General features: G+C 65.2%; 25 protein-coding genes. 14 read left to right on the top strand and 11 right to left on the bottom strand.

All coding sequences use genetic code 11. The features are described 5' to 3' along the window. Window positions 1–46 precede the first annotated feature (46 nt). Complete coding sequence (locus M2336_RS06940; RefSeq protein WP_264574440.1) at window positions 47–1,624, top strand: hypothetical protein; 1,578 nt, start codon at window positions 47–49, stop codon at window positions 1,622–1,624. 424 nt (window positions 1,625–2,048) lie between these two features. Next, window positions 2,049–2,741, top strand: a complete 693-nt coding sequence (locus M2336_RS06935) for a PEPxxWA-CTERM sorting domain-containing protein (protein WP_264576565.1) — start codon at window positions 2,049–2,051, stop codon at window positions 2,739–2,741. Window positions 2,742–2,831: 90 nt separating this feature from the next. Here M2336_RS06935 and M2336_RS06930 read toward each other — a convergent pair whose 3' ends face one another. After that, window positions 2,832–3,701 carry a 3-hydroxybutyryl-CoA dehydrogenase gene (locus tag M2336_RS06930; RefSeq protein WP_264574438.1) on the bottom strand — a complete coding sequence of 290 codons (870 nt, stop codon included), beginning with the start codon at window positions 3,699–3,701 and terminating at the stop codon, window positions 2,832–2,834. A 107-nt stretch (window positions 3,702–3,808) separates the two neighbouring features. Between M2336_RS06930 and M2336_RS06925 the strand changes: the two genes are divergently transcribed. After that, a complete protein-coding gene (locus M2336_RS06925; protein WP_264592743.1) occupies window positions 3,809–4,939 on the top strand; it encodes a DUF1176 domain-containing protein in 1,131 nt (376 codons plus the stop codon). 19 nt (window positions 4,940–4,958) lie between these two features. Here the strand turns inward: M2336_RS06925 and M2336_RS06920 are convergent, their stop codons facing one another. The 5 genes from M2336_RS06920 to M2336_RS06900 form a co-directional block, all read right to left on the bottom strand. Next, window positions 4,959–5,540: a MarR family winged helix-turn-helix transcriptional regulator gene (locus tag M2336_RS06920; protein WP_264574436.1), complete on the bottom strand. Its 582-nt coding sequence runs from the start codon at window positions 5,538–5,540 to the stop codon at window positions 4,959–4,961. Between the two features lie 130 nt (window positions 5,541–5,670). Next, the gene (locus M2336_RS06915; protein ID WP_264574435.1) at window positions 5,671–8,589 is read right to left on the bottom strand and encodes a TonB-dependent receptor domain-containing protein; all 2,919 of its coding nucleotides are present in this window, start codon (window positions 8,587–8,589) and stop codon (window positions 5,671–5,673) included. Window positions 8,590–8,789: 200 nt separating this feature from the next. Continuing rightward, window positions 8,790–10,046 (bottom strand): gallate dioxygenase, encoded by a 1,257-nt coding sequence (locus tag M2336_RS06910; RefSeq protein WP_264574434.1) that lies wholly within the window; start codon window positions 10,044–10,046, stop codon window positions 8,790–8,792. Between the two features lie 230 nt (window positions 10,047–10,276). Continuing rightward, window positions 10,277–10,882: an SOS response-associated peptidase gene (locus tag M2336_RS06905; protein ID WP_264574433.1), complete on the bottom strand. Its 606-nt coding sequence runs from the start codon at window positions 10,880–10,882 to the stop codon at window positions 10,277–10,279. A gap of 58 nt (window positions 10,883–10,940) precedes the next feature. After that, window positions 10,941–12,299: a hypothetical protein gene (locus M2336_RS06900; protein WP_264574432.1), complete on the bottom strand. Its 1,359-nt coding sequence runs from the start codon at window positions 12,297–12,299 to the stop codon at window positions 10,941–10,943. A gap of 104 nt (window positions 12,300–12,403) precedes the next feature. Here M2336_RS06900 and M2336_RS06895 point away from each other — a divergent pair, with 104 nt between their 5' ends. From M2336_RS06895 to M2336_RS06885, 3 genes are all read left to right on the top strand, one after another. Next, window positions 12,404–12,874 carry a cupin domain-containing protein gene (locus M2336_RS06895; RefSeq protein ID WP_264574431.1) on the top strand — a complete coding sequence of 157 codons (471 nt, stop codon included), beginning with the start codon at window positions 12,404–12,406 and terminating at the stop codon, window positions 12,872–12,874. A gap of 78 nt (window positions 12,875–12,952) precedes the next feature. Next, window positions 12,953–13,369: a group II truncated hemoglobin gene (locus M2336_RS06890; RefSeq protein ID WP_264574430.1), complete on the top strand. Its 417-nt coding sequence runs from the start codon at window positions 12,953–12,955 to the stop codon at window positions 13,367–13,369. Between the two features lie 209 nt (window positions 13,370–13,578). Next, window positions 13,579–14,235 (top strand): flavin reductase family protein, encoded by a 657-nt coding sequence (locus tag M2336_RS06885; protein WP_264574429.1) that lies wholly within the window; start codon window positions 13,579–13,581, stop codon window positions 14,233–14,235. Between the two features lie 307 nt (window positions 14,236–14,542). On the opposite strand, the gene yihA is transcribed toward M2336_RS06885, so the two are convergent. The 5 genes from yihA to rpmH form a co-directional block, all read right to left on the bottom strand. Continuing rightward, complete coding sequence (gene yihA / locus M2336_RS06880; protein ID WP_264574428.1) at window positions 14,543–15,211, bottom strand: ribosome biogenesis GTP-binding protein YihA/YsxC; 669 nt, start codon at window positions 15,209–15,211, stop codon at window positions 14,543–14,545. Between the two features lie 222 nt (window positions 15,212–15,433). Further along, on the bottom strand, window positions 15,434–17,227 hold the full coding sequence (gene yidC / locus M2336_RS06875; RefSeq protein WP_264574427.1) for a membrane protein insertase YidC: 1,794 nt from the start codon (window positions 17,225–17,227) through the stop codon (window positions 15,434–15,436). A 49-nt stretch (window positions 17,228–17,276) separates the two neighbouring features. After that, entirely contained in the window at window positions 17,277–17,489 is a 213-nt protein-coding gene (gene yidD, locus M2336_RS06870) for a membrane protein insertion efficiency factor YidD (RefSeq protein ID WP_264574426.1), read from the bottom strand. Window positions 17,490–17,658: 169 nt separating this feature from the next. Beyond that, the gene (gene rnpA, locus M2336_RS06865; protein ID WP_264574971.1) at window positions 17,659–18,099 is read right to left on the bottom strand and encodes a ribonuclease P protein component; all 441 of its coding nucleotides are present in this window, start codon (window positions 18,097–18,099) and stop codon (window positions 17,659–17,661) included. Window positions 18,100–18,143: 44 nt separating this feature from the next. After that, complete coding sequence (gene rpmH, locus M2336_RS06860; protein ID WP_014074358.1) at window positions 18,144–18,278, bottom strand: 50S ribosomal protein L34; 135 nt, start codon at window positions 18,276–18,278, stop codon at window positions 18,144–18,146. Window positions 18,279–18,541: 263 nt separating this feature from the next. On the opposite strand from rpmH, the gene ruvA reads away from it, so the two are divergent. The 8 genes from ruvA (at window position 18,542) to pal (ending at window position 24,832) form a co-directional block, all read left to right on the top strand. Further along, complete coding sequence (gene ruvA / locus M2336_RS06855) at window positions 18,542–19,159, top strand: Holliday junction branch migration protein RuvA (protein WP_264574970.1); 618 nt, start codon at window positions 18,542–18,544, stop codon at window positions 19,157–19,159. A gap of 34 nt (window positions 19,160–19,193) precedes the next feature. Next, window positions 19,194–20,213, top strand: a complete 1,020-nt coding sequence (gene ruvB / locus M2336_RS06850; protein ID WP_264572002.1) for a Holliday junction branch migration DNA helicase RuvB — start codon at window positions 19,194–19,196, stop codon at window positions 20,211–20,213. 116 nt (window positions 20,214–20,329) lie between these two features. After that, window positions 20,330–20,788, top strand: a complete 459-nt coding sequence (gene ybgC, locus M2336_RS06845) for a tol-pal system-associated acyl-CoA thioesterase (protein ID WP_264592742.1) — start codon at window positions 20,330–20,332, stop codon at window positions 20,786–20,788. A gap of 20 nt (window positions 20,789–20,808) precedes the next feature. Next, window positions 20,809–21,513 (top strand): protein TolQ, encoded by a 705-nt coding sequence (tolQ, locus tag M2336_RS06840; protein ID WP_264592741.1) that lies wholly within the window; start codon window positions 20,809–20,811, stop codon window positions 21,511–21,513. Continuing rightward, complete coding sequence (locus M2336_RS06835; protein WP_181558685.1) at window positions 21,513–21,983, top strand: ExbD/TolR family protein; 471 nt, start codon at window positions 21,513–21,515, stop codon at window positions 21,981–21,983. Before tolQ ends, M2336_RS06835 begins: the two co-directional genes overlap by 1 nt. 9 nt (window positions 21,984–21,992) lie before the next feature. Next, window positions 21,993–22,856 carry a TonB C-terminal domain-containing protein gene (locus tag M2336_RS06830; protein ID WP_264592740.1) on the top strand — a complete coding sequence of 288 codons (864 nt, stop codon included), beginning with the start codon at window positions 21,993–21,995 and terminating at the stop codon, window positions 22,854–22,856. Between the two features lie 5 nt (window positions 22,857–22,861). Next, a complete protein-coding gene (tolB, locus tag M2336_RS06825) occupies window positions 22,862–24,205 on the top strand; it encodes a Tol-Pal system beta propeller repeat protein TolB (RefSeq protein ID WP_264593251.1) in 1,344 nt (447 codons plus the stop codon). Between the two features lie 111 nt (window positions 24,206–24,316). Further along, complete coding sequence (gene pal, locus M2336_RS06820; protein ID WP_264571999.1) at window positions 24,317–24,832, top strand: peptidoglycan-associated lipoprotein Pal; 516 nt, start codon at window positions 24,317–24,319, stop codon at window positions 24,830–24,832. Window positions 24,833–24,893 lie beyond the last annotated feature (61 nt).

Here is a 24,893-nt window from a genome sequence, read left to right as displayed (position 1 = left end):
CCTCGCGCGCCTGCCTAGCGTCCGGCCGTGGGGGAGATGAATAGCAATGCCGATCAAACTGTTAGCATGGGCCGCACTGTTCTTTGCGACCATGGCACCGCCTGCGCAAGCGGCCTGGCTGGAAGCCTCCAGCGAGAATTTCGTCATCTATGCCGACCAGAAACCGGAGGAGATCAAGCAATTCTCCGACCAGCTCGAACGCTTCCACCATGCCATGGGCTATGTGCTCTCGGTTGAGATGGAGCCGCCCAGCCCGTCCAACCGCGTGACAGTCTATGTCGTGCGCAGCGACAAGGACGTGCGCAGGCTGCAGGGCGGGGACAGCAAATATACCTACGCGTTCTACGTGCCGCGCGCGGGCGACGCCTTCGCCATCGTCCCCCGGGTAAAGACCAGCAACACCACGCTCGATATGCCGATGCTCGCTTTGCTGCACGAATATGCGCACCATTATCTGATCTCGACCAGCAGCTACGGCATGCCGCTCTGGTTCTCGGAGGGAGCCGCCGAGTTCTTCGCCTCTGCCCAATTCCGCAAGAACGGCAATGTCGGCCTGGGGATGCCAGCGCGGCACCGCGCCGGCGACCTGATGTACGGCGATGTCATCCCGGTCGCGCAAATCCTCAATTCGGGCCATTATCCGAAATCCGCCTCCCAGGGCGCTGCCTTCTACGGGCGGAGCTGGCTGCTTTATCATTACCTCACGTTCAGCAAGGAGCGTCCCGGGCAACTGGCGATCTATCTGCGCCTGCTGCGCAGTGGCAAAAGCCTTACTGACGCGGCGACAGGCGCATTTGGCGATCTCAATGCCCTGCAGCGGGATCTGGACAAATATCTGGGACAGAGCCGGATGACCTATCTGGAGCTCCCTGCCGCCACACTCAAGCCCGGCCCCGTCTCGGTCCGCGCGCTGAGCGCGGGCGAAGCGGCGGCCATGCCGCTGCGGATCGAGCTCAAGAACCGTCCCTCGCCCGAGGAACTGGAGACGCTGGTGGCGGACTTGCGCGCTCTGGCGCCGCGCTATCCGAACGATGCCGCGCTGCACGCCACGCTGGCCGAAGCCGAGCTGGAAGCGGGTCATGAGGATGCTGCCCTTGCCGCTGCCAACACCGCCCTCGCTCTCGATGACCGGCAGGTGAGCGCCTATCTGGCGAAAGGAAAGGCGCTGTTCCGCAAGGCGGAGTCCGCCCCCGACGCCAGCGCTGCCTATGCCGAAGCGCGACGCCCGTTCATCGAGCTCAACAGGATCGAGAATAATCATCCCCTGCCCCTGCAATATTTCTACCGCAGCTTCCTTGAGCAGGGCCGGCGCCCGACGGAGAATGCGGTGGCCGGGCTGGAGCGCGCCGTGGTGCTGGCGCCGTTCGACCAGAATCTCCGTACGATGCTGGTGATGCAGCTGCTGCGGGACCAGCGCTATGATGACGCGCTGATCAACCTCGGTCCGCTAGCGTTCGATCCGCACGGCGGCCCCAGCGCGACGTGGGCACAGGGCCTGCGCGATCGCATCGAGGCGCACGACCGCAGCCAGCCGCTCGATGTGGACGCCCTGCTGCAGGACCTCGCAGCGGCGCAGGCCGAGGATGCCGGCGATGAGGGCGGCGAGAACATCAGGGGAAATTGAGCCCCCTCACCGTCACCCCGGGCTGACCCGGGGTCCAGCTTTTCTTTCGCACGCATCGCCAAATACATTGCGGCTTTCCGTGTTCGGACGTTTCAAGCGGCACGCCTTCTTCGCAAGAAGGCCAGCTGGACCCCGGGTCAAGCCCGGCGTGACGATCGTGAAATGCGGCAGCGGCGCCGCCGCCCCTTCATTGTTTCCCGATTCGCAGCCTCAAACCACTCGCAAATGTAGCGTCTTATAAACGCTCATCGTAGTTAATGACCCCATTTGGGGCATTAACTAAATCTCTTAAAATTTCCCCTCAGAATTCCCTGATTATTTCGCGATAATCGAAGTTAACGAGCGTCCAATCGTAGTTAATGCCATTTTGTATCGAGATGTATTCCTTCACACCGGCTTCAGGACTTTTGAAGGGAACATCGCCGTGAAGAAAACGCTTATCGCTCTCGCTGCCGGTGCAGCCGCTATCGCCTCCGCAACTGCCGCGAACGCGAGCACCTTCGTCATCAACAGCCTCTCGACGCAGTATAGCAGCCCGAGCGGCGAGGTGAGCATTGGTTCGGGCTGGAGCAGCACCTCATACGACGGCTCGTTCTCGCCCCAGAATATCTCCGGCACATGGGACGGCAAGGCGGTCAACTTCCTAGCTTACTGCCTCGAAGTCACCCAGAACTCGAGCACCGGCACGTTCAATGTCGTGTCGCTGAGCAACTATCTCGGTGGCGCGCTCTACAATGATGTCGCCTCGCTGGTCAGCAACTACGCCGGTGGCGACAAGACTCAGTCCGCTGCCCTGCAACTGGCGCTCTGGGAGACTCGTTACGAAACGAGCAACTCGAAGAACCTGGGCGCCGGTTACTTCGAGCTCGAATGGGCGAGCCAAGGCGAGTCCACGCTGATCAACACCGCCAATTCCTACCTTGCCAACAAGGGCACGATTAACAGCAATCTGGATTTCTGGGTCGCGACCAACAGCAGCAAGCAGGACCTGCTGTTCTACACCGTCAAGCCCGCCGTGCCGGAGCCGGCCACCTGGGCAATGATGATCATCGGTTTCGCTGCGATCGGCCGCACGCTGCGCGCACGCCGCCCCAACATGGCGATCAGCTTCAGCTAAGCACAGCCTTTACGATGTGGGAGCGGGAGCCTCGTGTCTGCGGACACGGGGCTCCTTGCTGTGCGGCCAGCGCGCGCCCCGAAAGGCCTTTCACCGCGTCGGCACGGGCTCGTCGCCGGCATAATCGTAGAAGCCCCTGCCCGTCTTGCGCCCCAGCCAGCCGGCTTCGACATACTTGACGAGCAGCGGCGCGGGCCGGAATTTGGGATCGCCCGTGGTGTCCTGCAGCACCTTGCAGATCTCCAGACAGGTATCGAGGCCCACGAAATCGGCCAAAGTCAGTGGACCCATGGGGTGGTTGAGGCCCAGTTTGATCGCGTTATCGATATCCCTCACGCTGGCCACGCCCTCGCCGAGCGCGAAGATCGCCTCGTTCAGCATCGGCAGCAGGATGCGGTTGACGATGAACCCCGGCGCGTCGAACGCATGGACGACCTCCTTGCCCAGCGCCTGTGCATAGGCCTCCACCGCCTGCACCGTCTGTGGCGAGGTAGCGAGGCCGCGAATGACCTCCACCAGCGCCATCACCGGCACAGGATTGAAGAAATGCACGCCAATGAACCGCGCCGGATCGGGCGCCGCCTGCGCGAGCCGCGTGATCGGAATGGACGAGGTGTTGGTCGCGAGGATCGCATCCGGCGCCAGAACCGCGCCCACCTCCGCGAAGATTGCGCGCTTGATGTCCTCCCGCTCGGTCGCGGCCTCGATTACCAGATCGCACCCGGCGACATCATCGAGCGCCACCACGGGTGTGATCCGTGCCAGCGCCGCCTGCGCATCCGCCTGCTCCAGCTTGCCATTCTCCACGGCGCGCGCGAGTCGCTTCTCGATGCCGGACTTGCCCTTTTCCGCACGCGCGAGATCGATATCGCGCAGCAGCACATCCATGCCGGCCTGAGCGCTCACCTGCGCAATGCCCGCGCCCATCTGGCCGGCGCCGATCACAGCGATTCTGCGCATATCTGTGTCCTTTCGATCCACTTGGCCCGGCTTGCTGACCACGGGCTGTCGCAACACATGCAGCTTGGCGCTACACCATTGGCTTCAACTGCATTATGACTGGCGGAATGACAAGGATTTCACGGCTTCTGCGCATGGGCGCGCTGGCTCTCACGGGCCTGGCAACGGTCGCGCCCGCTGCCCCGCCGCGCGGCGAGCAGACGTCGGGGTCTGTCCTCTCGACCGCGCCCGTTGTGGCAGAACCGGTGCTTGGTCGTCTGCGTGTTTTCGACAACTGGGCCGTGGGGTGCGACAATCGCCTGTCCTGCAGTGCGGTATCGCTGAATCCGGAAGGGGTGGATACGCCCAACCGGCTGCTGGTCCTCATTCACCGCGATGGCGGCCCCGCAGGCGCCACCAGCCTGCGCGTGCTGCTGGCCGACCGGCTGCGCGATCGGGTCGATTTCATGATCGATGGCACGCGCCGCATGCGGCAGAAGGTCGATGGCGACACGATTGCGCTTGATGGCCAGACCGCGCTGGAGGTCGTGCGGTCCATGGGCTCCAGCTACGTGTTCGAGCTGTACGATCGCAACCGGACGGTCATCGGCGCCCCGTCGCTGCAAGGCGTCGCAGCGGCACTGCGCTATATGGATGAGCAGCAGGGCCGCATCGGCAGCCGCGGCGCGCTGGCCGCCATCGGTGATGGCCCGGCCGACATGGCGCGCGCCCTGCCGGCCGACCCCGTGCTGCCCAAGACGATCCCGCTCCTCGCCGAAACCGCGACGCCTGCGCTCACGCCGCAAGAGCAAGCCACCGCCCAGCGCCTGGCGCAGTGCGAGAGTGGGCTGGAGAGCAGTCGCCAGCCCGATCTCCATACGCTCGATGCGGGGCATGTCCTGCTGCTGCTGCCCTGCGATGCGGGCGCATATAATGTGAGCGCCGTCCCGCTGATCGCGAGCGGCGAGCCCGGCAACCGGACGATTGCCTTCGCCCCGTTCGATCATCTGCCCGGCTTCACCGGCGATGCCAGCGCCCCGCCGCTGATCATGAATGCCCGCTGGAATCCTTCACGTGGTGAACTCTCCAGCTTCGCCAAGGGCCGGGGCCTTGGCGACTGCGGCACGGCGGAGACCTACCGCTGGGATGGCACCCGCTTTCGGCTGACGGAAGCCCGCTCCATGCCGGTCTGCCGGGGCGCCTGGGAATGGCCGGTGCTGTTCTCGCTGAAGGAAGAGGCCACAACGGGACGGCCGTAACCAGCCGCATGACCGCGCCTCAGCAGTAATCGTCCAGCCGGGCGTGGACCTGTTCCAGGACCTCCAGCGCAATGGCCAGCTTCTCAGGTGGAATGTCCCGCAGGATGTCCGCGCGCAAATCATTGGTGATCGCCATGATGTCTCGCGTGGCGGCCAGCCCTTTTTCGGTGATCCGGTTGTGGACGACCCGGCGGTCGACCTGGCTCTGCGCGCGTTCGATCAGGCCGTCGCGTTCCAGCGTGTTGAGCATATGGGCCATGGTCGGCCCTTCGACGCCGATCAGTTGGGCCAGTTCGCGCTGGGAGAGGTCGTCGCGGGCGCAGGCGAGCAGATACATCGTCTCCCACCGCGCCATGCTTTGCCCAACACTGCGGACCTTGTCATTGGCAAGCTTGCGCCAGCGCCGTGCCGCGACGACCAGCGCGCGCGTGGTCCGGAAAAAGGTGACGGTCCGCTCGTCGTGCTTGGCCCCGGCGTAGAAATTGGAGAGATGTCGCGTGGCATCCTCAATGGGAAAACCGCCAAATCGCGGAAGGCTGCGCGATGTCGCCGCGTCCTCTTCGCTGGTGGAACCCTGTGCGGACGGAGCCTTGTCGACCATCATTCTCCCTTACGTGCCGTTCCAGCAGACCTCCCGCACCTGCACCCGCTCCGTCAAGAGCGATCCGTCGGCCGGCCTGTGCGCCAAAGGGTGCCGTGCCGGACGAAACGCGCCCGGCACGGCAGGGGGATCAGAAGGACGTGCGGATGCCGGCCTTGTACATGCGCCCAACCGGGTTGAAGAGCACGTTGTTACCGCTGCCGTTCGCACCGGGGAAGTTCGGCGGATCGACATTGAACACATTGTCCACGCCGAAATAGACGCTCAACTTGTTATCGCCGCCGACCGGCACCTTCACCGTGCCCATCATGTCGACATAGGTGCGCGATGGCATGGCGTTGGTGCTGGAACTGCTGGAGGCCGTGATCACATAGCCGGGCTGCTCGGCGCCGATGAACGCCGCGTTGTAGAAGCCCTTGTTGATCCAGCGAACATGGGTGGAGAGCGAGAACAGCTCACCCAGGTCGAGGCCCACGGTCGCGTCAACCGTCCAGTCGGGGATGCCCGGAGGCGTACCGCCGCGCAGACCCGTCTGGCCGGCCCGTTCGACCGGCCCCACGGCGTCCACGGTCACCAGATCGATGACATGGCTGGCCATGACGGACAGGTTGACTGCGCTGGCCGCGCCGACCGGCTGGCGATAGTTCAGCTCCATGTCGATGCCGCGCGCGTTGAGCTGGTTGACGTTCTGAACCACGTCGCGAACATTGGTGATGACGCCATTGGCCGCACCACCATCGCGCGTGACCAGCGAGCAGCTCAGCGTATCGCCCTGCGAGCAGCGCGTCACGATGTTCTGCTGGCCGAGCGTGCTGATCGCATCCTTGATCTTGATGTCATAATAATCGACCGACGCCCGGAACCGCCCGAGCATCCCACCGCTTGGCTGCAAGACGATGCCAGCGGTGAACGTGTCCGCCTTTTCCGGCCGCAGATTGGGGTTGGAGCCCAGCGTGATCGGCACGACCGTCTGCTGACCGCCACGCGCCGGATCGTTGAGAATGCCGGACGCACTCGTGATCGGGCCGAACAGTTCCGAGACGTTGGGCGCGCGGATGTCGCGGGACTTGGTGACGCGGAAGCGGACCGCATCGACGGGCGCCCAGACGCCGCCCACCTTCCATGTGGTCACATTGACCGTGCTGCTCGGGAAGAAGTCGCTGGACCGCTTGTAGTGGGTCCGGCGGACGGCGCCGTTCAGGCTCAGTTCGCGGAAGAACGCCGTGTCGCGCAGGATCGGCACTTCGGCCTCACCATAAGCCTCGACCACCTGAATCTTGCCCGAGATGACCGATCCGTTGCCGGTGAAGAAGGCCAGCGCCTTGGAATTGGCATCGGCATCGCCGCTGACGCTGTCGCTGCGATATTCCGCGCCCACGGCGACGCCGAGCGGCCCGGCGGGCAGATCGAACAGCGAGCCGGTGACGTTGGCAGCGACGACATGCTGGGTGGTGATGTTGGTCTGGAAGGCATCGGCCGTGACATAGGCCTTGGCCGCCGCGAAGGTGGCGCCTTGGCCGGAGCCGAAGGGATTGAGGGCCACGCAGGCAGGGTCGTTATTGGTTGTGCTGGCATCGGCATTCACCCGGCACACCGGCGCCCCGCCGGGCCCGGCCACCGCGTCGAGCGCCTTGAGAATGCGCGAGGTGATCGTGCCACCCGTGATGTCGCTGCGGAACTCGTTGCGGCCGAACTGATAATAGATGTCCGCCGACCAGTTGGGCGAAATCTCATATTTGGCGGACGCGACGGCGCGATAGACATCGTTCTTCACGACCAGCTGGCCCGGGCCAATATCCTTGAAGCCCTTGCCCAGCGTGAAGCTGGTGAGGCCATTAGCATCCATGATGGTGCGCAGGTCCAGCGCGGGATTGCCGGAGGTCGGAATGAACGGGTTGTCGCGCTGGATGGTGATGGCCGTATTGCGATACGGCACCGCGCGGTGGCGCCCTTCGCCATGACCGTAGTTGAAGCCGAACTCCATCGTCAGGGCCGGCGTGGCTTCCCACGTGGCGAACGCCATGGCGTTATAGCGCTTGGTCGGCGAGACGATCGGGAAATCGAAATAGATGTTCTCGCCCGGCCCATCATTGGTGCCGCCAAGCTGATAGAGGTTGTTGGCCAGCGTGCCCTGCGTGGTGCGGAACGGCGTGCCGTCGGCGCGGAAGCCGATGCCGTCGATCGCGCGGAGAGCCGGGACGAGGCGGCCGGCATAAGCGGAGCTCGGCGGCGTGGTGATACCGTTATAGGGCGCCGTCCAGGGGTAGACGCCCGCCAGGATGTTGTTGGCGGGCAGGCTCGTCACGCCGGGATTGCGGCTGATGTTGATGAAGCCATTGGCGCACCAGTCGCGCGAGGGGCAGCTTTCCACACCCTCCGCCTTTTCATATTCGCCGCCCACGAGCAGATGCAGCGTCTCGCCGATCTGCCAACCGCCGGCCGCGCCGAACTGGGTGGTGAAATTGTCGCCATATTGCGAAAAGCCGACTTGGGCATTGGCCTTGTAGCCCGTGAACGCCTTGTCGATGAGCAGGTTGACGACGCCGGACACGGCGTCCGAACCATAGACGGCGGACGCGCCGCCCGTGACGACCTCGGCACGCTGGAGCATGATCGAGGGGATCATGTTGGTGTCGACTGTCGCCTGCGTGGTGGACGGCACGAAGCGCTTGCCGTCGACGAGGGTCAGCGTGCGCACCGCGCCCAGACCACGAAGATCGAGGATGCGACCGCCGACATAGCCGCCCGCCGCGCCCAGACCGGTCGAGGCCGGTGAGTTGGTCGCGCGGAAGGCAGGCAGTTCGTTCAGCGCATCGCCGAGATTGGTGATGCCGCGTGTTTCCAGTCGCTCAGCGCCCAGAACCGCCACGGGGGTCGGCCGGTCGAAACCGGAGGCGATGCGCGATCCGGTGACCACGATGGCCTCGTCGCTTGCATCTGCTCTATCGCTTTGGGGGGCGCTGTCCTGCGCGAAAGCAGGGAAAGCGAGGACGGTGGCGAGGGCCGCGAAACAGGCGTGCTGACGCAGCACGCGCGCAGATCTCTTCATTGCAAAGTCTCCCAGACAAATTATCGTTGTTAGGGAGCTATCTATTCATCAGATTCTGTTAGTTTGCAATCTACTTTGTCGCCGTCCGGGCGAAGGTCGATATGGTGTGGCGCAAATGCGGCAGGCTGTCAGATACCCCGTGAGAAAGGGCGGCAAACCAAGGTCCGCCGCCCTCTCACAAAGCATCCGCGGCGCGCCCCTTATTGTTTGCCGGCCACCGAATAGGTGATTGCGGCATTGCGGGTCTTCTGGAAATCGGGAACGCTCAGGCCCTTGAAGGCGGCATAAACGTCGATATTGCCGATGCCGAGCACCGCGGCCATTTTCTCCAGCATGAAGAAGATGACGCCGTAATGGATCATGCCGATCCAGTTGCGGCTGCGGATCAGCTCCTTCTCTTCCTCGCTCAAATCCGACTCGGCAAACAGCCCTTCCTGATCCTCGACAAACCGCTTGCGGAACTCCGGCTCGATCAGGCGGTGGAGGAAGTGGTTGATGCGGAAGCCCTTGACCGCGCGGTCAATGGTGAAAGGATAGGTCCCTTCGATCGCCTCGACGCCCGCCAGCTCGCGGGACGCGCGGGCACGCAGTTGCTCATCGGTCTCGGCCGGCGGCACCGGATCGCCCAAATCCTTGAACAGCATCGTCGCGATGGCCGTCATTGACGGGAGGAAGTAGCTCTGGTGCAGCTTCTCGACCTGTTCGGAGAGCGCGCCGCGCATCAGCAGCCACATCACCACCTCGGCGCCTTCCCAGCCGCCGAGCTTGGCGAGATCGGTCACCGTCGCGTCGAGCAGTGATTCGGGATCGTTGGTGAGCTTCTCCATGAACTCCATGTCCCAGGCGGTGTTGTTGAACCCGCAGCGCTCGCCATGGACCTGATGGGAAAGCCCGCCCGTGCCCGCGATCGCGACCTTGATGTCCCTGGGATAGCTCTGGATCGCGCGGCGCAGCGAGCGGCCGAACTTCCAGAAGCGGCGCGCCTTGGGGATCGGATGCTGAAGCACGCCGCACTGCAGCGGCACAAGGCGGCAGGGCCAGCCATTCTCGTGAGGCAGCAGGACCGAAAGCGGCGAGAAGGCGCCATGGTCCAGCCCCATGCCCTGCCAATAGGCCAGATCGAACTCGTCAGCGACCATGCACTCGGCGATGTGCTTGGCAAGGTCCGGATCGCCCTTGATCGCGGGCAGATCGCGCTTGCCGCCGCCTTCGTCCGCCGGCTCATACGCCTCGCCAATGCCCAGCGCGAAATGCGAGTAATGGGTGAAGAAGGAGGTCATGTGGTCGTTGTAGACATACAGGATCACATCGGGCTTCTCGTCCGCCAGCCATTGCTTGACCGGCTCGAATCCCTCGAAGATCGGCGCCCAGACGGGATCGGTCTGCTTGTTCGCATCCTTGGCGAACGCGATGGTCGGCGTGTGCGAAACGGCGAAACCGCCGATGATCCTGGCCATGGGCCTCTCCTCTTGTCTCTGCGGCGCAAGCACGGACTCGTCGCCGGTGGCGCATAGTGTAGGTTGCACCCTATTTGTACGCAACACAAACGAAGTAGCCGAAGGGCGGCATTGGCGAGCGTCCCGACCTCCTCTCTCGTCATTCCCGCGAACGCGGGAATCCAGGGGCGCATGGGCAGTTCCGCTGGCTTCTGGATTCCCGCGTTCGCGGGAATGACGAAGGGGACTGTCTAGCGCGGCCCCGCCTCATCCATCGTCATCGCCTGCGAGGGATAAGGCGCAACCAGCCGCTGCGCCTCTTTCCAGTCCGCGCGCAGCCAGCGGCCATGATCTTCAGCGTGGAGGATCACCGGCATGGTGCGCGGGTTGACCGAGGCGACCAGCCGGTTCGGCTCGCAGGTCAGCAGCGCAAAACTCGCCACCTCGCTGTCCCGCCAGATGCCCGCGAACGCGAAGATCGCCGCATCCGGCAGCGAGAAACGATGCGCGACGCGCTTGCCGGTGCGTGGATTAGGCGCCTGCGACCAGAGCTGAAAGCTGGTAACCGGCACCAGGCAGCGGAACTCCGTATGCCGCAGCGTGCCGACCCAGAACGGACTCTCGACATTGCGCACATGCGCGACCGGCGCGCCGCCCGTCAGAGCCGCGGCCGGCGGCGGCGGCACGCCCCATAGCCGCGGCACCAGCCGGCGCACGCCATCGCGCCCATGCACGATCACCGGCCCATAGCGCCCCGGCGTCATATAGCCTCCCGGCCACGGGTCCTCACCGGCATCCGCATGGAGCGCCGCGCCGATCTGCGCGGCACTGGCATCGAGGCGATAGAGGGACGTCATGGTCGCGCCCCACCCTTCCTGGCGCGGGACCGCGCGGTCAAGCGGGACGACACCCCTTCTACTGTGACGCTGCGACAGAAGCCATTTCGGCAGAGGGCGGTACCGCAGGTATCTCGGGAGCACCCACGGGCTCGACAGATTCGGACGCCGCAGTCGGGCCGAACGAGTCGGGAAAGGACGCGAGGGCGCGCTCTGGCAGATCATAGCGGTCCATCGTCACCGCAGAACAGGCGTAGGTGGCCTGATTGTGCCACTGCGCCGCAGCCATGCGAGCCGCAAGATCGGCGTGGCGCGCGGAGATCACCGTTCGCGCCTGCTCGATGTTGCTTGTCCAGAATATGGCGCTCTGCACCTTCTGGCCAGTCGAAAGGCTTGCGCCCATGACAGGCACGAAATCGCCCGCATAGACAACCGAGCCCGGCGCCACATGTAGACGGGGAGCACCAAAGCAATTGCTGCTGGTGGCAACCGCAGGGCCAGCCACCATGCTGTCCAGCGCATAATCGCCGGCAGTGACTCGGATAAGTTGGACCTCATAGTTCTGCTTCTTGTCCGCGCTGGCGATATTGAGGCGATAGGTGGTGCCATCGCCCGTTTTCTTCCAGTCGCGCGGCTGGTAGACCAGATCCTGCTTTTCTACATCGTAGCGGGCGAGACTGACGCTGGCTGAGCGTCCTGCGCTCGCGACCATCGGACGGCGAAATGCCAGGACGACCAGCCCCTCATTCTCTCCCAGCGCAATAGCCGCCCCTGGATCGATCTTTTTGCCCGCGAACAGGCTGCCAGGCCCGGCAGTCGGCGCGTCCAGGGTTAGTGCCGGATCTTCGACCTGCGTAAAGCTCGTGCGCGTGGTCACCTCGCCTTCAACCGTCTGCGCACCCACGATCCCGCCAAAATAGGCGTCACGCTGTGCATCGCCCATTGCGAGCAGGCTCTCTTGCTGCGACTTGGGCACCTCCACCAACCGCCAGCCGCGAATGAGCAGGCACTGGCGCCGATTGGCCCGCCGCTGCTCGCCTTGCACGATCATGCCGCCGATCAGTCCGCCAAGCCCGCCCCCAATACCCGCAGCAAGTGGAGAAATGACTGCGGGGTTATAATAATACGGGACGGTCCCCGCAGGTGTACGCGATCCGCGTGCGATCAGGCGGCATTCCTGCCAGTCCCGGTCATAGTCCGCCCGGGTTGCGCCGGGCTTGTTGTAGAAGCGCGTGTCCTTAAGGTCGCGAGCAGCGTCCTTGGCGATGTCTTCCGGCCTGTCATCGGGGTCGACAGGCGGCGACTGCGGGACGGGAGGCGGATTGTCGCCGCCGACCGGCACCAGGACCGTCCCCTGCGCCAGCACCGGCTCGGCCGGTAATGCTGCAAGAATTCCGAGCGCCAGACAACGGCGCGCAAAAGCACGATACCCCCTCATGATCCCCCCTAAACTCCTGTTTCAACACGGCGTTATCGCCAATCTGGAATGCGGGCAATCGAGATTTCTTGCCCAGTAATATAATGGTGTCTCATAATGATTTCATGACCGATCCCACCGCCCGCGCCCTTATCGACCGCCTCGCTCTCCAGCCGCATCCGGAAGGCGGATGGTATCGCGAGACCTGGCGGGCTGAGGCCATGCCCGGCGAACGCGCCGGGGCGACGGCGATCTATTTCCTGCTCGAGGCCGGGCAGCGCTCCCATTGGCACAAGGTGGATGCGAGCGAGACCTGGCTCTGGCACGCTGGCCACGCGCTCAGCCTCTCCACCGCGCCGGGCGACGAAGGCCCGGTGACAGCCCTACGCCTCGGCGGCGATGTGCTGGCGGGCGAGATCCCGCAGCATGTCATCGCCCCGCACCACTGGCAGGCCGCCGCGGCCGGCCGAGGCTGGGCGCTTGTCTCGTGCATCGTCACCCCGGGTTTCGACTTTGCCGGTTTCACGCTCGCGTCCCCCGGCTGGGCACCAGGTTGCGCACCAGGTTGCGCACCAGGCGATCCCTCCGCGGCTTGATCCAGCGCAAGGCGACGCGGCGCCGGCCCTGACATGCAAGCCTCATGATGAGGAGCCCTGCGCCATGAGCCACGCCGAATGACCCAATCGACCACCGCCGAAGCATCCCCACCCGACCCCGCGCCGCTGCCCTATGACGAGATCGGCGGCACGCCGGCCGTGCGCGCGCTGGTCGAGCGCTTCTATGATCTCATGGAGCAGGACCCGCGCTTTGCCGAATTGCGGGCGATTCACGAGCCCGATCTCGCGCCGATGCGGGAATCGCTGACCGGGTTCCTCACCGCCTGGCTCGGCGGCCCACGCGACTGGTTCACGCAAAAGCCCGGCGCCTGCATCATGTCCGCGCATCGCCAGATCGGCTTTGGCGATGTGGAAACCCGGCAATGGACGCAAGCGATGGCGCAGGCGCTGATCGACACCGGCGTAGAGGAAGCGCTGGCCGAGAAAATGAACGCCGCCTTCGCCCGCATGGGTCGGGCGATGCAGCGCGATTAGACCGGTTGGCTTAGGGCCGTCCTGCATCGTTGCCGCTATCGGCCCGCCTCGCAAAACCGCGTGGCGGGCGAAATGTCGTGAATGCGGCCTCCAATCACACCCCGCGAAAATATCTTAGACGGAAGCGCAGACACGCCTTATAGGCCTAGCGAGTCAGAAACCGGAAATAATTCCGGCATAGTGAAGCTTGCCAAGGGACCTGCGCCATCATGAGAGAATTTCACTCCTATCGCCCGGCCGAGGGCCATCGTCTCAAGCACCAGCCGGCCAACGCGATCGTCGCGCCCCGCCCGATCGGCTGGATCAGCACGGTCAGCGCCGAGGGGGTCGCGAATCTCGCTCCGTTCAGCCTGTTCAACATCGCCAGCTACCGCCCGCTGATCATCGGCTTCTCCTCGGGTGGGGAGAAAGACAGCGTCCGCAATGCGCGAGAAACCGGTGAATTCGTTTGGAACTTGGTTGGCCGCGATGTCACCGACGTGATGATCCTGACCGGGGACGAGGTGGGGCCCGAGGTCGACGAGTTCGAGATGGCGGGGATCGAGAAGATCGCCTCGATCGATGTCGCGCCGCCCCGCGTGGCGGCGAGTCCCGCCCAGTTCGAATGCAAGGTGACCGAGATCATCCACCTTAAGGATCTGGATGGCGTCCCCAGCGACTTCCGGGTGGTGTTCGGCCAGGTCGTGCATGTGCACATCAATCAGGACTGCATCCTCGACGGCATCTATCAGACCACCCATGCCGTGCCGGTGTCGCGCGGGGGCGGCCCGGCCGATTATTATGAGACGCGTGCCGATGCCCTGGTCCAAAAATGGCGGCGCGGTCCGGTTACGCCCGTCGACCGCAAGCGAGAGTTTTCCAAGTGATCTGACGGCTCGAAATGTCTGACCCGCCCCCCCGAGTCTCGACGCGGACGATATAAGCGACGACATTTGAAGCGGCTGCCAGAGGTGAAACGGGGGATTCTCGGCTTTGACCGTCAGCGGCCAGGTCTTTTGGATTTGCAGGGCGATAGGCTGGTATTGGGCTGAGAGCTGCCTGCACTATCGCCTGCAATGCTCGAAGGCGCTCGGCGCGATGGAGACGCCCGACATAAGCCATGTTGCGGCAGGAGGGGGCCAATAGCGCGAACGGCATCCCTGAGATGCCGCGCCCAGCCCCCGCCGCCAGCCCTCAGTCGAGTGCCTCAATCACCGCCGCGCGCAACTCCGGCAGGCCCATGCCCTTCTCGCTCGATGTCGGGATGATCTGCGGATGGGCCGCCGGGCGCTTGCGTACTTCTGCCGCGGTTTGCTCGGTGACGACAGCGAGGTCGGTCGCCTTCACCTTGTCGGCCTTGGTCAGCACCATACGGTAGCTCACCGCTGCTTCATCCAGCATGTCGAGCAGCGTGCGGTCGACATCCTTGAGGCCGTGGCGGGCATCGACCAGCACCAGCGCGCGCTTGAGGACGGCACGCCCGCGCAGGAAATCGTTCACGAGGAAGCGCCACTGCTTCACCACATCCTTGGGCGCCTTGGCATAGCCATAGCCGGGCATATCCACGAGACGGAAGCGCAGCGGCTCGCCCACGTCGAAGAAATTGAGCTCCTGCGTGCGCCCCGGCGTGTTGGATGTGCGCGCAAGGCCATTGCGGTTGGTCAGCGCATTGATGAGCGAGGACTTGCCGACATTGGAACGCCCGGCAAAGGCGACCTCCGGCACATCCGCTGGCGGCAGGAAGTTCAGCCCCGGCGCGGATTTGAGGAAGCTGATCGGCCCGGAAAAGATCCGGCGGGCCTCCTCGATGCGGGCGGCGGTGTCCTGATCGCTCTGGGCTTGATCTGTGTCGGTCTGGTTCATGCCATCCCCCTAGCGCCAGACGCGGCGCCCGTCACCTGAAAGGGCAAGGAGCGGGAAAGCGGGGTGCGGTCGATCCCGAAGATCAGCGGGACCCCGGGTCAAGCCCGGGGTGACGAAGTTGGAATGAGATCATCCCTGGAAGCGCAAGTGGGATAGGGCGCTTGCTCCCCACCGTCACCCCGGGCTTGACCCGGGGTCCCGCTGCTCGATCTTCCCCTCGCCTCAACCCTTCGCCGTATCCGCTGCCGGCTGCCCCAGCACGGGATGCTGGCGATACAGCCACCATTGCTGCGCGATGGTGAGGATGTTGGATGTGCACCAGTAGATCAGCAGGCCGGCCGCGAACGGCGCCATGATGAACATCATCATCCAGGGCATCAGCGAGAAGATCTGCTTCTGCACATCGTCCATCGGCGCCGGGTTCAGCTTGAACTGCAGCCACATGGTGATGCCGAGGATCACCGCCAGCACGCCGATGCCGAGGAACGAGGGCGGCGTGAACGGCAGCAGGCCGAACAGGTTGAGGATGTGCGCCGGATCGGGCGCGGACAGATCCTTGATCCACAGGTAGAAGGGCTGGTGGCGCATATCCACCGTCAGCATCAGCACCTTGTAGAGCGCGAAGAAGATGGGGATCTGCAGGAAGATCGGCAGACAGCCCGCGAGCGGATTGACCTTCTCCGTCTTGTACAGCGCCATGATCTCCTGCTGCATCTTGGGCTTGTCGTTCTTGTAGCGCTCCTGCAGCGCCTTCATCTTCGGCTGGATGGCGCGCATCGCCGCCATGCTGGCGAACTGCCGCTGGGCGACCGGGAACATCAGGCCACGCACGATGAAGGTGAGGCAGATGATCGCCACGCCGAAATTGCCGATGTGGCGGAACAGCCAGTCGAGCAGATAGAAGATCGGCTTCTCGAACCAGCGGAACCAGCCCCAGTCGATCGCGCGGTCGAACAGTGCGATGCCCTGCTGGTCCATATAGCGGTCAAGCACCGGGGTTTCCTTGGCGCCCACGAACAGCCGGCTCGTCGTGCTGAGCGAGGTGCCGGGCTGGACGACGGCGGGCGCGTAGGTCAGGTCGGCCTGATAGCGATTCTTTTCTTTGGCGCACTCTGCCTGATTACGTTCGCTGCATAGGAAGCGCGCATCCACAGGAAGCGATTGCGCTGGAATCAGGGCAGCGTGCCAGTACAGGTCTGTAAACCCGATCCATCCTCCAGTGGTGCTGAATGCATTAACCCCAGCAACCGTCTTGGTCCCAAAAATCTGGGCGAAGAATCCTGGCGCCTCGCCATCAAGATTCTGGAAACCGATGTCGTAATTGGCCGATCCGTTGAACACACCTACGGGGCCGGTGTGGATCGTCCAGGTCGACTTGTCCTTGCCATGACCAAGGCGCGAGAGCAGGCCATAGTTGCGGACGGCGATGGCATTGCCGCCCGCATTCTCAACCGTCTGCGCGACGGTGAGCAGATAATCCTCGTCGATCGACAGGCGGATGAGGAAGGTCTGCCCCGCGCCATTGCTCCAGCGCAGCGTCACCGGAGTCTGCGGGGTCAGCTTGGTGCCGTCCGCCGTCCACACTGTGTTGGCATCCGGCACGCGCACGCCTTCGCCGCTCCAGCCGAAGCTCGCGAAATAGGCATCGGCCGTGCCGCTCGGCGCGAGCAGGCGGACCGGCGGCGATTTTTCATCCACCGTCTGGCGATGCGTCGGCAGCACGACATCGTCGATGCGCGCGCCGCGCAGATTGATGGAGCCGCGCAGCTTGGGCGTCTCGATGGCGACGCGCTGGCTTTCGCCCAGCACGGCCTCGATCGGGCGAATCGCCTGCGCGCCTTCGGCCAGCGGCCCGCCGCGCACATTGGGCGCTGCGCCCTGCTGCTTCGCCTGCTGCTCGGCTCGCTCGATCGGCTGGGCCGATGGCGGGAAGAAATAATTGCTGATGACCGGCCAGCCAAAGAGAATAGCAATGGTCAGCACCACGGCGAGAAGGATGTTGCGCTTGTCGTCCACGTCTCTTTGGCTTCCGTCTCTTTGTCAGCTCATGTCAGGGGATTCGGCGTCAGGGCACCGGATCATGGCCGCAGCCGCCCCATGGGTGGCAGCGCAATAGCCGCTTCAACGCCAGCCAGCCACCCCTTATCGCCCCATATTTCCGCAGGGCCTCGATGGCATATTGGGAGCAGCTCGGCGAATAGCGGCAGGAGGGCGGCAGAATCCGGCTCGGTCCGATCTGCCAGCAGCGCGCCACGAGGATGAGAAGGCGCGCGATCATGGGGCGGAGTGGTCGAGTATGCGGCGACGCCATGGTCTTCCAGACTCGACCACCGTGCTCCTGCGAAGGCAGGAGCCCAAGGCCCAACCGACTGCCCTTGCCGCCCTGGGCTCCTGCCTTCGCAGGAGCACGGATGGTGCGGGGCCAGAGCGACAATCCCTCATCGACATCATGCGGGCGGCTCATTGCGCGGCGCAGGGTCATTGTGAGGCGCCGGGGGCGTCACCCTCTTGCTCCCACTGGAGCCGCGACCACCCCGACCCCGTCCACCTTCGCGCGGCGGGGCACCCTTGCCGCTGGCGACGCGCCGCAGCGCTTTCTCAAGCTCGGCGGCCAGCAAGGCATAATCGCGCTCGACCCCGCCCTCGCGGCCGATCAGCACATGATCGGCGCCGGCAATGGCGTGCGCAGGCAGGATCTCGCGCGCAAGCGCACGAAAACGGCGCTTCATCCGGTTCCGGATGACAGCGCCGCCGATTTTCTTGGTGACGGTAATGCCGAGGCGGGCCGTAGGATCGCCATCGCCCCGATCGCGCACCAGCAGTACGAAGCCTGGCATGGGTGCGCGCTGGCCGCGATTGGCGGCCAGATAGTCGGCGCGGCGGGTCATGCGACCCACGACGCGCCGCAGCGCGCCGTCCGCGCCGGGCTCGATCAGGCGGTCAGCTTCTTGCGGCCGCGGGCGCGGCGCGCGTTCAGCAGCTTGCGGCCGGCTGCCGTCGCCATGCGCAGGCGGAAACCGTGGCGGCGCTTGCGAACAAGGTTGCTCGGCTGAAAGGTGCGCTTCATCGTTCATTCCTCAAAATCGAATCAGGTTCTGCAGACTCGACAAAAATGGCCGCCTCGCCCCGATCCGGGAGGAGCGGCCGTCTGTCCGAAGGCGCGCGGATAGGCAAAGCGGGCTTATTTGTCAATCAGCGGGACGGAAAAGGACGCCGCGCTGCGCTGCTCTCTTAGGCGGGCCGCGCGGCTACCTGCAAGGGAATGAATAGCCACGCGCGCCTCATTCAGAAACGGTGGAAACGAAGCGGGAACATCGCTACACCCGCCTCATGATCGCGCATTTGAAAGGCCTGCTCGTCTCCACCGGACTGGATAGTGCCGTCATCGATGTCGGTGGCGTGGGCTATCTCGTCGGCATGTCCTCGCGCAGCCTGTCCGCGCTGGGCAGCGTGGGCGGAGCCGTCACCGTGCATACCGAGATGCTGGTGGGCGAGGAGTTCATCCGGCTGGTCGGCTTCGCGAGCGAGGCGGAGCGCGACTGGTTCCGCCTCCTCACCGGCGTGCAAGGTGTTGGCGCCCGCGTGGCGCTGGCCATTCTCTCCGCGCTGGAGCCGAGCGACCTGCACCGCGCCATTGCCGCGCAGGACAAGGCGATGGTCGCCCGCGCCAATGGCGTCGGCCCCAAGCTCGCCGAACGGATCGTGCGCGAACTGAAAGACAAGGTGGGCGCCATCGCCACCGGGTCCTTCTCTATCGGGCTGGATGCGAGCGGCGCGGCGATCCCGGCCGCGACGGGCGTGCAGGCCGATGCGCTCTCCGCCCTCGCCTCGCTGGGCTTCAAGCCGGGCGAAGCGAGCATCGCCGTCAGCGCCGCGCTGGACGAGCTGGGCGACAGCGCCTCACTGGATGCTCTGGTCCGCCTCGCGCTGCGAAAGGCTGCCAAGTGACGGGCCGGCCAACGCGCGCTAGGGTGCCGGGCTGATGGCAAGCTCCCCCCTCCTCACCGCCGGCCGCACGCCTGAAGATATGGATGCCGCGCTGCGCCCCAAGACGCTGGACGATTTCGTCGGGCAGAAGGGCGCGCGCGAGAATCTGCGGATCTTCATCAATGCCGCCCGCGCACGCGGCGAAGCGCTCGATCATGTGCTGTTCTTCGGCCCGCCGGGCCTGGGCAAGACGACGCTGGCGCAGATCGTCGCGCGTGAGATGGGCGTGGGGTTCCGTGCCACGTCCGGTCCGGTCATCGCCAAGGCGGGCGATCTCGCCGCGCTGCTTACCAATCTCGATGAAGGCGACGTGCTGTTTATCGACGAGATTCACCGGCTCAATCCGGCGGTGGAGGAAATTCTCTACCCGGCGATGGAGGACCGCGCGCTCGACATCATGATCGGGGAAGGCCCCTCTGCCCGCTCGGTGCGGATCGATCTGCCCTCTTTCACGCTGGTCGGCGCGACGACGCGGCAGGGCATGCTGGCCACGCCGCTGCGCGACCGGTTCGGCATCCCCGTGCGGCTCAACTTCTATACCGTCGATGAGCTGGAGCATGTCATCACCCGCGCCGCGCGGCTGCTCGACCTGCCGATCGCCCCCGATGGCGCGAGCGAAATCGCCCGCCGCGCCCGTGGTACGCCGCGCATTGCCGGACGGCTGCTACGGCGGGTCCGTGATTTCGCTCACGCCGCCGGCCATGATGTCGTCGATGCCGCCGCCGCCGATGCCGCACTGACCCGGCTGGAGGTCGACCAGCTCGGCCTCGACCTGATGGATCGCCGCTACCTGCGGATGATCGCCGACATATATAAAGGCGGCCCGGTCGGTGCCGAGACGCTGGCCGCTGGCCTCTCCGAACCGCGCGACACCATCGAGGATGTCATCGAGCCCTATCTGCTCCAGCTGGGGATCATCGCGCGAACCGCCCGTGGCCGCATCCTGAATGCGCCGGGCTGGAAGCATCTCGGCCTCAATCCGCCAGAGGGCAGCCAGGACGGTTTGTTCGACTGACGCGACGAGCGGCAAGCGATCCTTCCCAGTCCCATGCGATAGAACGAAGATCTGCTGCGTTCTGACGCTTGAAAAGGCTTCCCGCCGCGAGTCGCGTCGGTTAGGACTGGTCGCCCATGCCTTCGCAAAGCGCCCTTCATCCCGCTTCGGGACAGTTTGAGAACGGAGAACATCGCTTCCCCGTGCGCGTCTATTTCGAGGACACAGACCTTTCCGGCGTCGTCTACCACGCCAATTATCTGCGCTATATGGAGCGCGCCCGCTCGGATATGCTGCGCCAGCTCGGCATCGATCAGCGCGCGGCGCAGGAAGCCGGCGAGGGCGTGTATGCGGTGACGGACATCGCGCTGCGCTACCGCGCGCCGGCGCGCCTGGACGATGATCTCACCGTGCGCAGCCACCTGACGCAACTCGGCGCGGCGCGCTGCGTTATAGCCCAGTCGGTCTGGCGCGAGGACACGGAACTGACCCGAGGCAGCGTCACCGTGGCCTTCCTCGACAGCACCGGTCGCCCACGCCGCCAGCCGGCGGACTGGATCGATCGCTTCAGCCGGCTCGCGCCGCTTCCTTCCTGACCGGAGAAACACCCCCGCCCATGACTCTCACCCTCATGCTTGCTGCCGCAGCGCCGGACAATGCGCTCACTTTGTCGCCGGTGGACATGTTCCTCCAGGCGGATCTCGTCGTGAAGGCGGTGATGGTCGGCCTGCTGCTGGCCAGCGTCTGGACCTGGGGCATCATCTTCAGCTTCGCCGGACGGCTCCGGCGGATGCGCAAGGGATGCGACGAGTTCGAGCGCGCCTTCTGGCAGGCCAAGGACATGGACGCCTTCGCCAAGGAGCGCGGGCGTGAAGACCTGCCGAGCGCGCAGGTGCTCAATGCCGGCATCGCCGAATGGCGCCGCTCCACCGCCGAGCGCGGCATGAACCCGGATGGCACGCGCGATCGGCTCGCTACGGCCATGGGGTCTGCTCTGGCCGGCACCATCGACAAGATTTCGGACCGGCTGAACATCCTCGCGACCGTCGGCTCGGTGGCGCCGTTCGTCGGCCTGTTCGGCACCGTGTGGGGCATCATGCGCGCATTCATCGCCATTGCCGGCGAGCAGAACACCAGCCTCGCGGTCGTGGCGCCCGGCATTGCCGAGGCGCTGTTCGCGACCGCCATCGGCCTGTTCGCGGCTATTCCGGCGGTGATCGGCTACAATCGCCTGAGCCATGGCGTGAACCGACTCGAAGCGCGGGTCCAGCGCTTCTCGGACGGGCTCTACACCACTTTCAGCCGCGAGCTTGAATCCTGATGGGCATGAACCTGCCTTCCAACCGGCGGGGCGGGCGACGCGCGCCCATGGCGGACATCAACGTCACGCCGCTGGTCGACGTGATGCTGGTGCTGCTCATCATCTTCATGGTGACCGCCCCCTTGCTGGTGACCGGTGTGCCCGTGCGCCTGCCGGAGAGCCGGGCCAGCGCGCTGGACCAGGACAAGAAGCCCGCCATTGTCTCGGTCGATCCGGAGGGCGCGGTCTTCATCAATGACGATCCGGTGAGCGACGATGCGCTGCCGGACCGGCTCAATGCCCTGCGCGCCGGCCTTGGCCCGGACGAGCAGGTGTTCCTGCGTGCCGATGCCGCACTCGATTATGGCCGTGTCATGCGCGTGATGGGCGAGCTTAATCGCGCCGGGCTGGACAGGGTGGCGCTCGTCACCACCGGGATTGGCATGGGCGGATCGGATCCGTCCACCGTGCGTTCAGTGACGGGCGAATAAGGGCGGGCAATGGACCAGCGCGAGCGTCTAGGACTGGGAATTTCCACGGCGGGCCATGTGCTTCTGCTCGGCGCGCTGTCGCTCGGCCTGTTTCAGAAGAGCGCCGATTTAAAACCGCCGTCGACCATCGACGTGACCTTCGCGGATGCAGTCGCGCTCGAAAGCCTCACCCGCGAGCATGCGCCGGACGTGCCGCAAACCGCCACCGCGCCGGAAATCGGTGAGGTTGAGCCCGACGCAGCCCCGCCGCCGCCCTCCACCGCAGCGCCAACCTCTACGGCGCAGCCCGATCCCGTCGCGCCGCCACCCCCGCCCCGCGCGCAGGCCCCCACGCCCAAACCGGCTCCGCCCCCGCCACCCGCGCCCAAACCGCGCGAACAACGGGCGAGCACGCGCGAGACGCCGGCCGCCAAGCCCGCGCCCTCCCGCCCCGCACGCCAGGAAGCGCCGCGTCAGCGCGCCTCGCGACTGGGTGACGATTTCCTCAAGGGCATCGATGCCGAGACGGCCTCCAGCCGCGCGACGCCCAACACCAGCGGCTCCAACGCCAAGCTCAGCCCGGTCGCGGCCCGTGCGCTGAATGCCGAGATCACCCGCCAGATCAAGCCGCACTGGCGCCCACCCTCGGGCGCCGATGCCGAAAAGCTGGTGACGCTGCTCAGTGTCCACCTGACACCGGACGGGCGCATCGATGGCCGGGTCGAGGTCGTCGGGCAGGAGGGCGTGACGGCCAGCAATCGCGCCCAGGCCGATCTCCATGCCGAGCGGGCCGTGCAGGCCGTGATGCGCGCCGCGCCGTTCAAGAACCTGCCCGCCGAATTTTATGAACAGTGGAAGTGGCTCCGGCCGCTCCGCATTTATGCGAGTCTGTGACCATGATGATGCTCAGCCTTCGACGCAAAACCCTGCGCGGTGCCAGCGCCCTGCTGGCCCTGCTCATCGCGATGCCCGCCACGGCGCAGCTCAGCGTGGACGTCACCAATCCGGTCGAGAGCGATCTGCGGATCGCCGTTCCGGCCATGCCGACCCAGCAGAATGTCGAAACGCCGGCTGGCTCCACCCAATCCCTCGGCCAGCGCATTGCCGAGGTGATCGCCAACGATCTGCGCGGCTCCGGGCTCTTCACCCCGCTTGGCCCGAATGGCGTGCAAGCACCCTCCATGGCGGAAGTCACCAGCCCCGTCTTCGCGCGCTGGTCCGCGATGAATGCCGAGGCGCTGGTGCAGGGCTTCGTGCGCTCAGCGGGCGGCGATTCGCAGATCACGGTCGGCTGCTATCTCTATGACGTGTCGCTCGGCACTGAACTGGCCCGGCAGGGCTATGTCGTTGCGCCCCGCGACTGGCGCCGCGCCGCCCACCGCTGCGCCGACCTTGTCTATTCGCGCCTGACCGGCGAGAGCCCGTTCTTCGACAGCCGCATTGCCTACATCGCCGAGACCGGCCCCAAGGACAATCGCGTCAAGCGCCTCGCCATCATGGATAGCGACGGCGCCAACCATCGCTTCATCACCAACGGCCAGAGCCTCGCGCTCACCCCGCGCTGGTCGCCGGATTATCGCTCCATCGCCTATGTGAGCTATGTCGGCCGCAACGTGCGCATCTACATCTATGATGTCGATCAGGGCCGCCAGCGGGTGCTGCTGGAAGGCAGCGGCGCCATCTTCGCCCCGCGCTGGTCGCCGGACGGGCGCACGCTGCTCTATTCGATGGCCAGCGGCGCCAATACGGACATCTACAAGATCCCCGTCGCCGGCGGTCGCCCGACACGGCTGACCAACACGCCGGGCATCAATGTCGGCGGCTCCTTCTCGCCGGACGGGACGAAGGTCGTCTTCGAGAGCGATCGCTCGGGCGGGCAGCAGATCTATGTGATGAATGCGGATGGCTCGGGCCAGCGCCGCATCAGCTTCGGCGGTGGTCGCTACGCCACGCCGGAATGGAGCCCGCGCGGTGACCTCATCGCTTTCACCAAAATCGCCGGCAACTTCCGGGTCGGTGTGATGGATGTGAACGGCAGCAACGAGCGGCTGTTGACCAATGGCTGGCAGGATGAAGCGCCGACCTGGTCGCCCAATGGCCGTGTGCTGCAATTCTTCCGCACCGCAGCCGGTCGCTCCGGTAATTCCTCCATCTGGCAGGTCGATCTGACCGGCGTGAACGAGCGCAAGATCGTAACGCCGGTGGACGGCTCGGACCCCGCCTGGGGGCCGCTGCTTCAGTGACGGGGAACCAATAATTCATCTTTGTTTTCATATCTTCAGGTTGACTTGTCGGCAAAACGCCCCAACCATACGACGAACCGGTTTGTGTTCAGGACAGTAGGAGAAGCCCCCATGCGTACCACACCCCTGTTGCTGCTGGTTTCCAGTGCCGCGCTCGCCCTTTCGGCCTGTGCCAAAAAGGCGCCGGAGACCCTTCCCCCCGCTCCGGCTGACACGGCTCCGCCGCCGGCCACCACGCCGACGCCCACGCCGAGCGGCCCGACCCCGGGCAGCCAGGCCGACTTCGTCGCCAGCGTGACCTCGGACCGCATCTTCTTCAATACGGATGAGAGCGACATCGACGATGAGGACCGCAATGTGCTGCGCAGCCAGGCCGAATGGCTGATGCGCTACCCGCAGAAGCGCGTGACCGTCGAAGGCCATGCCGACGAACGCGGCACCCGCGAGTACAACCTCGCCCTCGGCGAGCGTCGCGCCAATGCCGCCAAGAACTATCTGGCCTCGCTCGGCATCGATGCCGGCCGCATCAACACGATCAGCTACGGCAAGGAGCGCCCGGTCGCGCTCGGCTCGGATGAAGCCAGCTGGGCCCAGAACCGTCGCGCAGTTACCGTTACGGTCGACTGACACGCGCCACAGCGCCAAACAGAAAGGGCAGCCTTCCAAGCGGGAGGCTGCCCTTTTCTAT

Source organism: Sphingobium sp. B1D7B (assembly GCF_025961965.1).
Classification (GTDB): Bacteria; Pseudomonadota; Alphaproteobacteria; order Sphingomonadales; family Sphingomonadaceae; genus Sphingobium.
Note: the sequence above shows the minus strand (reverse complement) of the source record. Positions and strands in the feature narration are given on the sequence as shown.

What these genes read in the sequence shown, in the direction of transcription:
- M2336_RS06940 (WP_264574440.1), top strand. Translation starts at nt 47, where the DNA reads ATGCCGATCAAACTGTTAGCATGGGCCGCACTGTTCTTTGCGACCATG.
- M2336_RS06930 (WP_264574438.1), bottom strand. Translation starts at nt 3,701, where the DNA reads ATGCGCAGAATCGCTGTGATCGGCGCCGGCCAGATGGGCGCGGGCATT.
- M2336_RS06925 (WP_264592743.1), top strand. Translation starts at nt 3,809, where the DNA reads ATGACAAGGATTTCACGGCTTCTGCGCATGGGCGCGCTGGCTCTCACG.
- M2336_RS06920 (WP_264574436.1), bottom strand. Translation starts at nt 5,540, where the DNA reads ATGGTCGACAAGGCTCCGTCCGCACAGGGTTCCACCAGCGAAGAGGAC.
- M2336_RS06915 (WP_264574435.1), bottom strand. Translation starts at nt 8,589, where the DNA reads ATGAAGAGATCTGCGCGCGTGCTGCGTCAGCACGCCTGTTTCGCGGCC.
- M2336_RS06910 (WP_264574434.1), bottom strand. Translation starts at nt 10,046, where the DNA reads ATGGCCAGGATCATCGGCGGTTTCGCCGTTTCGCACACGCCGACCATC.
- M2336_RS06905 (WP_264574433.1), bottom strand. Translation starts at nt 10,882, where the DNA reads ATGACGTCCCTCTATCGCCTCGATGCCAGTGCCGCGCAGATCGGCGCG.
- M2336_RS06900 (WP_264574432.1), bottom strand. Translation starts at nt 12,299, where the DNA reads ATGAGGGGGTATCGTGCTTTTGCGCGCCGTTGTCTGGCGCTCGGAATT.
- M2336_RS06895 (WP_264574431.1), top strand. Translation starts at nt 12,404, where the DNA reads ATGACCGATCCCACCGCCCGCGCCCTTATCGACCGCCTCGCTCTCCAG.
- M2336_RS06890 (WP_264574430.1), top strand. Translation starts at nt 12,953, where the DNA reads ATGACCCAATCGACCACCGCCGAAGCATCCCCACCCGACCCCGCGCCG.
- M2336_RS06885 (WP_264574429.1), top strand. Translation starts at nt 13,579, where the DNA reads ATGAGAGAATTTCACTCCTATCGCCCGGCCGAGGGCCATCGTCTCAAG.
- yihA (WP_264574428.1), bottom strand. Translation starts at nt 15,211, where the DNA reads ATGAACCAGACCGACACAGATCAAGCCCAGAGCGATCAGGACACCGCC.
- yidD (WP_264574426.1), bottom strand. Translation starts at nt 17,489, where the DNA reads ATGATCGCGCGCCTTCTCATCCTCGTGGCGCGCTGCTGGCAGATCGGA.
- rnpA (WP_264574971.1), bottom strand. Translation starts at nt 18,099, where the DNA reads ATGACCCGCCGCGCCGACTATCTGGCCGCCAATCGCGGCCAGCGCGCA.
- rpmH (WP_014074358.1), bottom strand. Translation starts at nt 18,278, where the DNA reads ATGAAGCGCACCTTTCAGCCGAGCAACCTTGTTCGCAAGCGCCGCCAC.
- ruvA (WP_264574970.1), top strand. Translation starts at nt 18,542, where the DNA reads ATGATCGCGCATTTGAAAGGCCTGCTCGTCTCCACCGGACTGGATAGT.
- ruvB (WP_264572002.1), top strand. Translation starts at nt 19,194, where the DNA reads ATGGCAAGCTCCCCCCTCCTCACCGCCGGCCGCACGCCTGAAGATATG.
- ybgC (WP_264592742.1), top strand. Translation starts at nt 20,330, where the DNA reads ATGCCTTCGCAAAGCGCCCTTCATCCCGCTTCGGGACAGTTTGAGAAC.
- tolQ (WP_264592741.1), top strand. Translation starts at nt 20,809, where the DNA reads ATGACTCTCACCCTCATGCTTGCTGCCGCAGCGCCGGACAATGCGCTC.
- M2336_RS06835 (WP_181558685.1), top strand. Translation starts at nt 21,513, where the DNA reads ATGGGCATGAACCTGCCTTCCAACCGGCGGGGCGGGCGACGCGCGCCC.
- M2336_RS06830 (WP_264592740.1), top strand. Translation starts at nt 21,993, where the DNA reads ATGGACCAGCGCGAGCGTCTAGGACTGGGAATTTCCACGGCGGGCCAT.
- tolB (WP_264593251.1), top strand. Translation starts at nt 22,862, where the DNA reads ATGATGCTCAGCCTTCGACGCAAAACCCTGCGCGGTGCCAGCGCCCTG.
- pal (WP_264571999.1), top strand. Translation starts at nt 24,317, where the DNA reads ATGCGTACCACACCCCTGTTGCTGCTGGTTTCCAGTGCCGCGCTCGCC.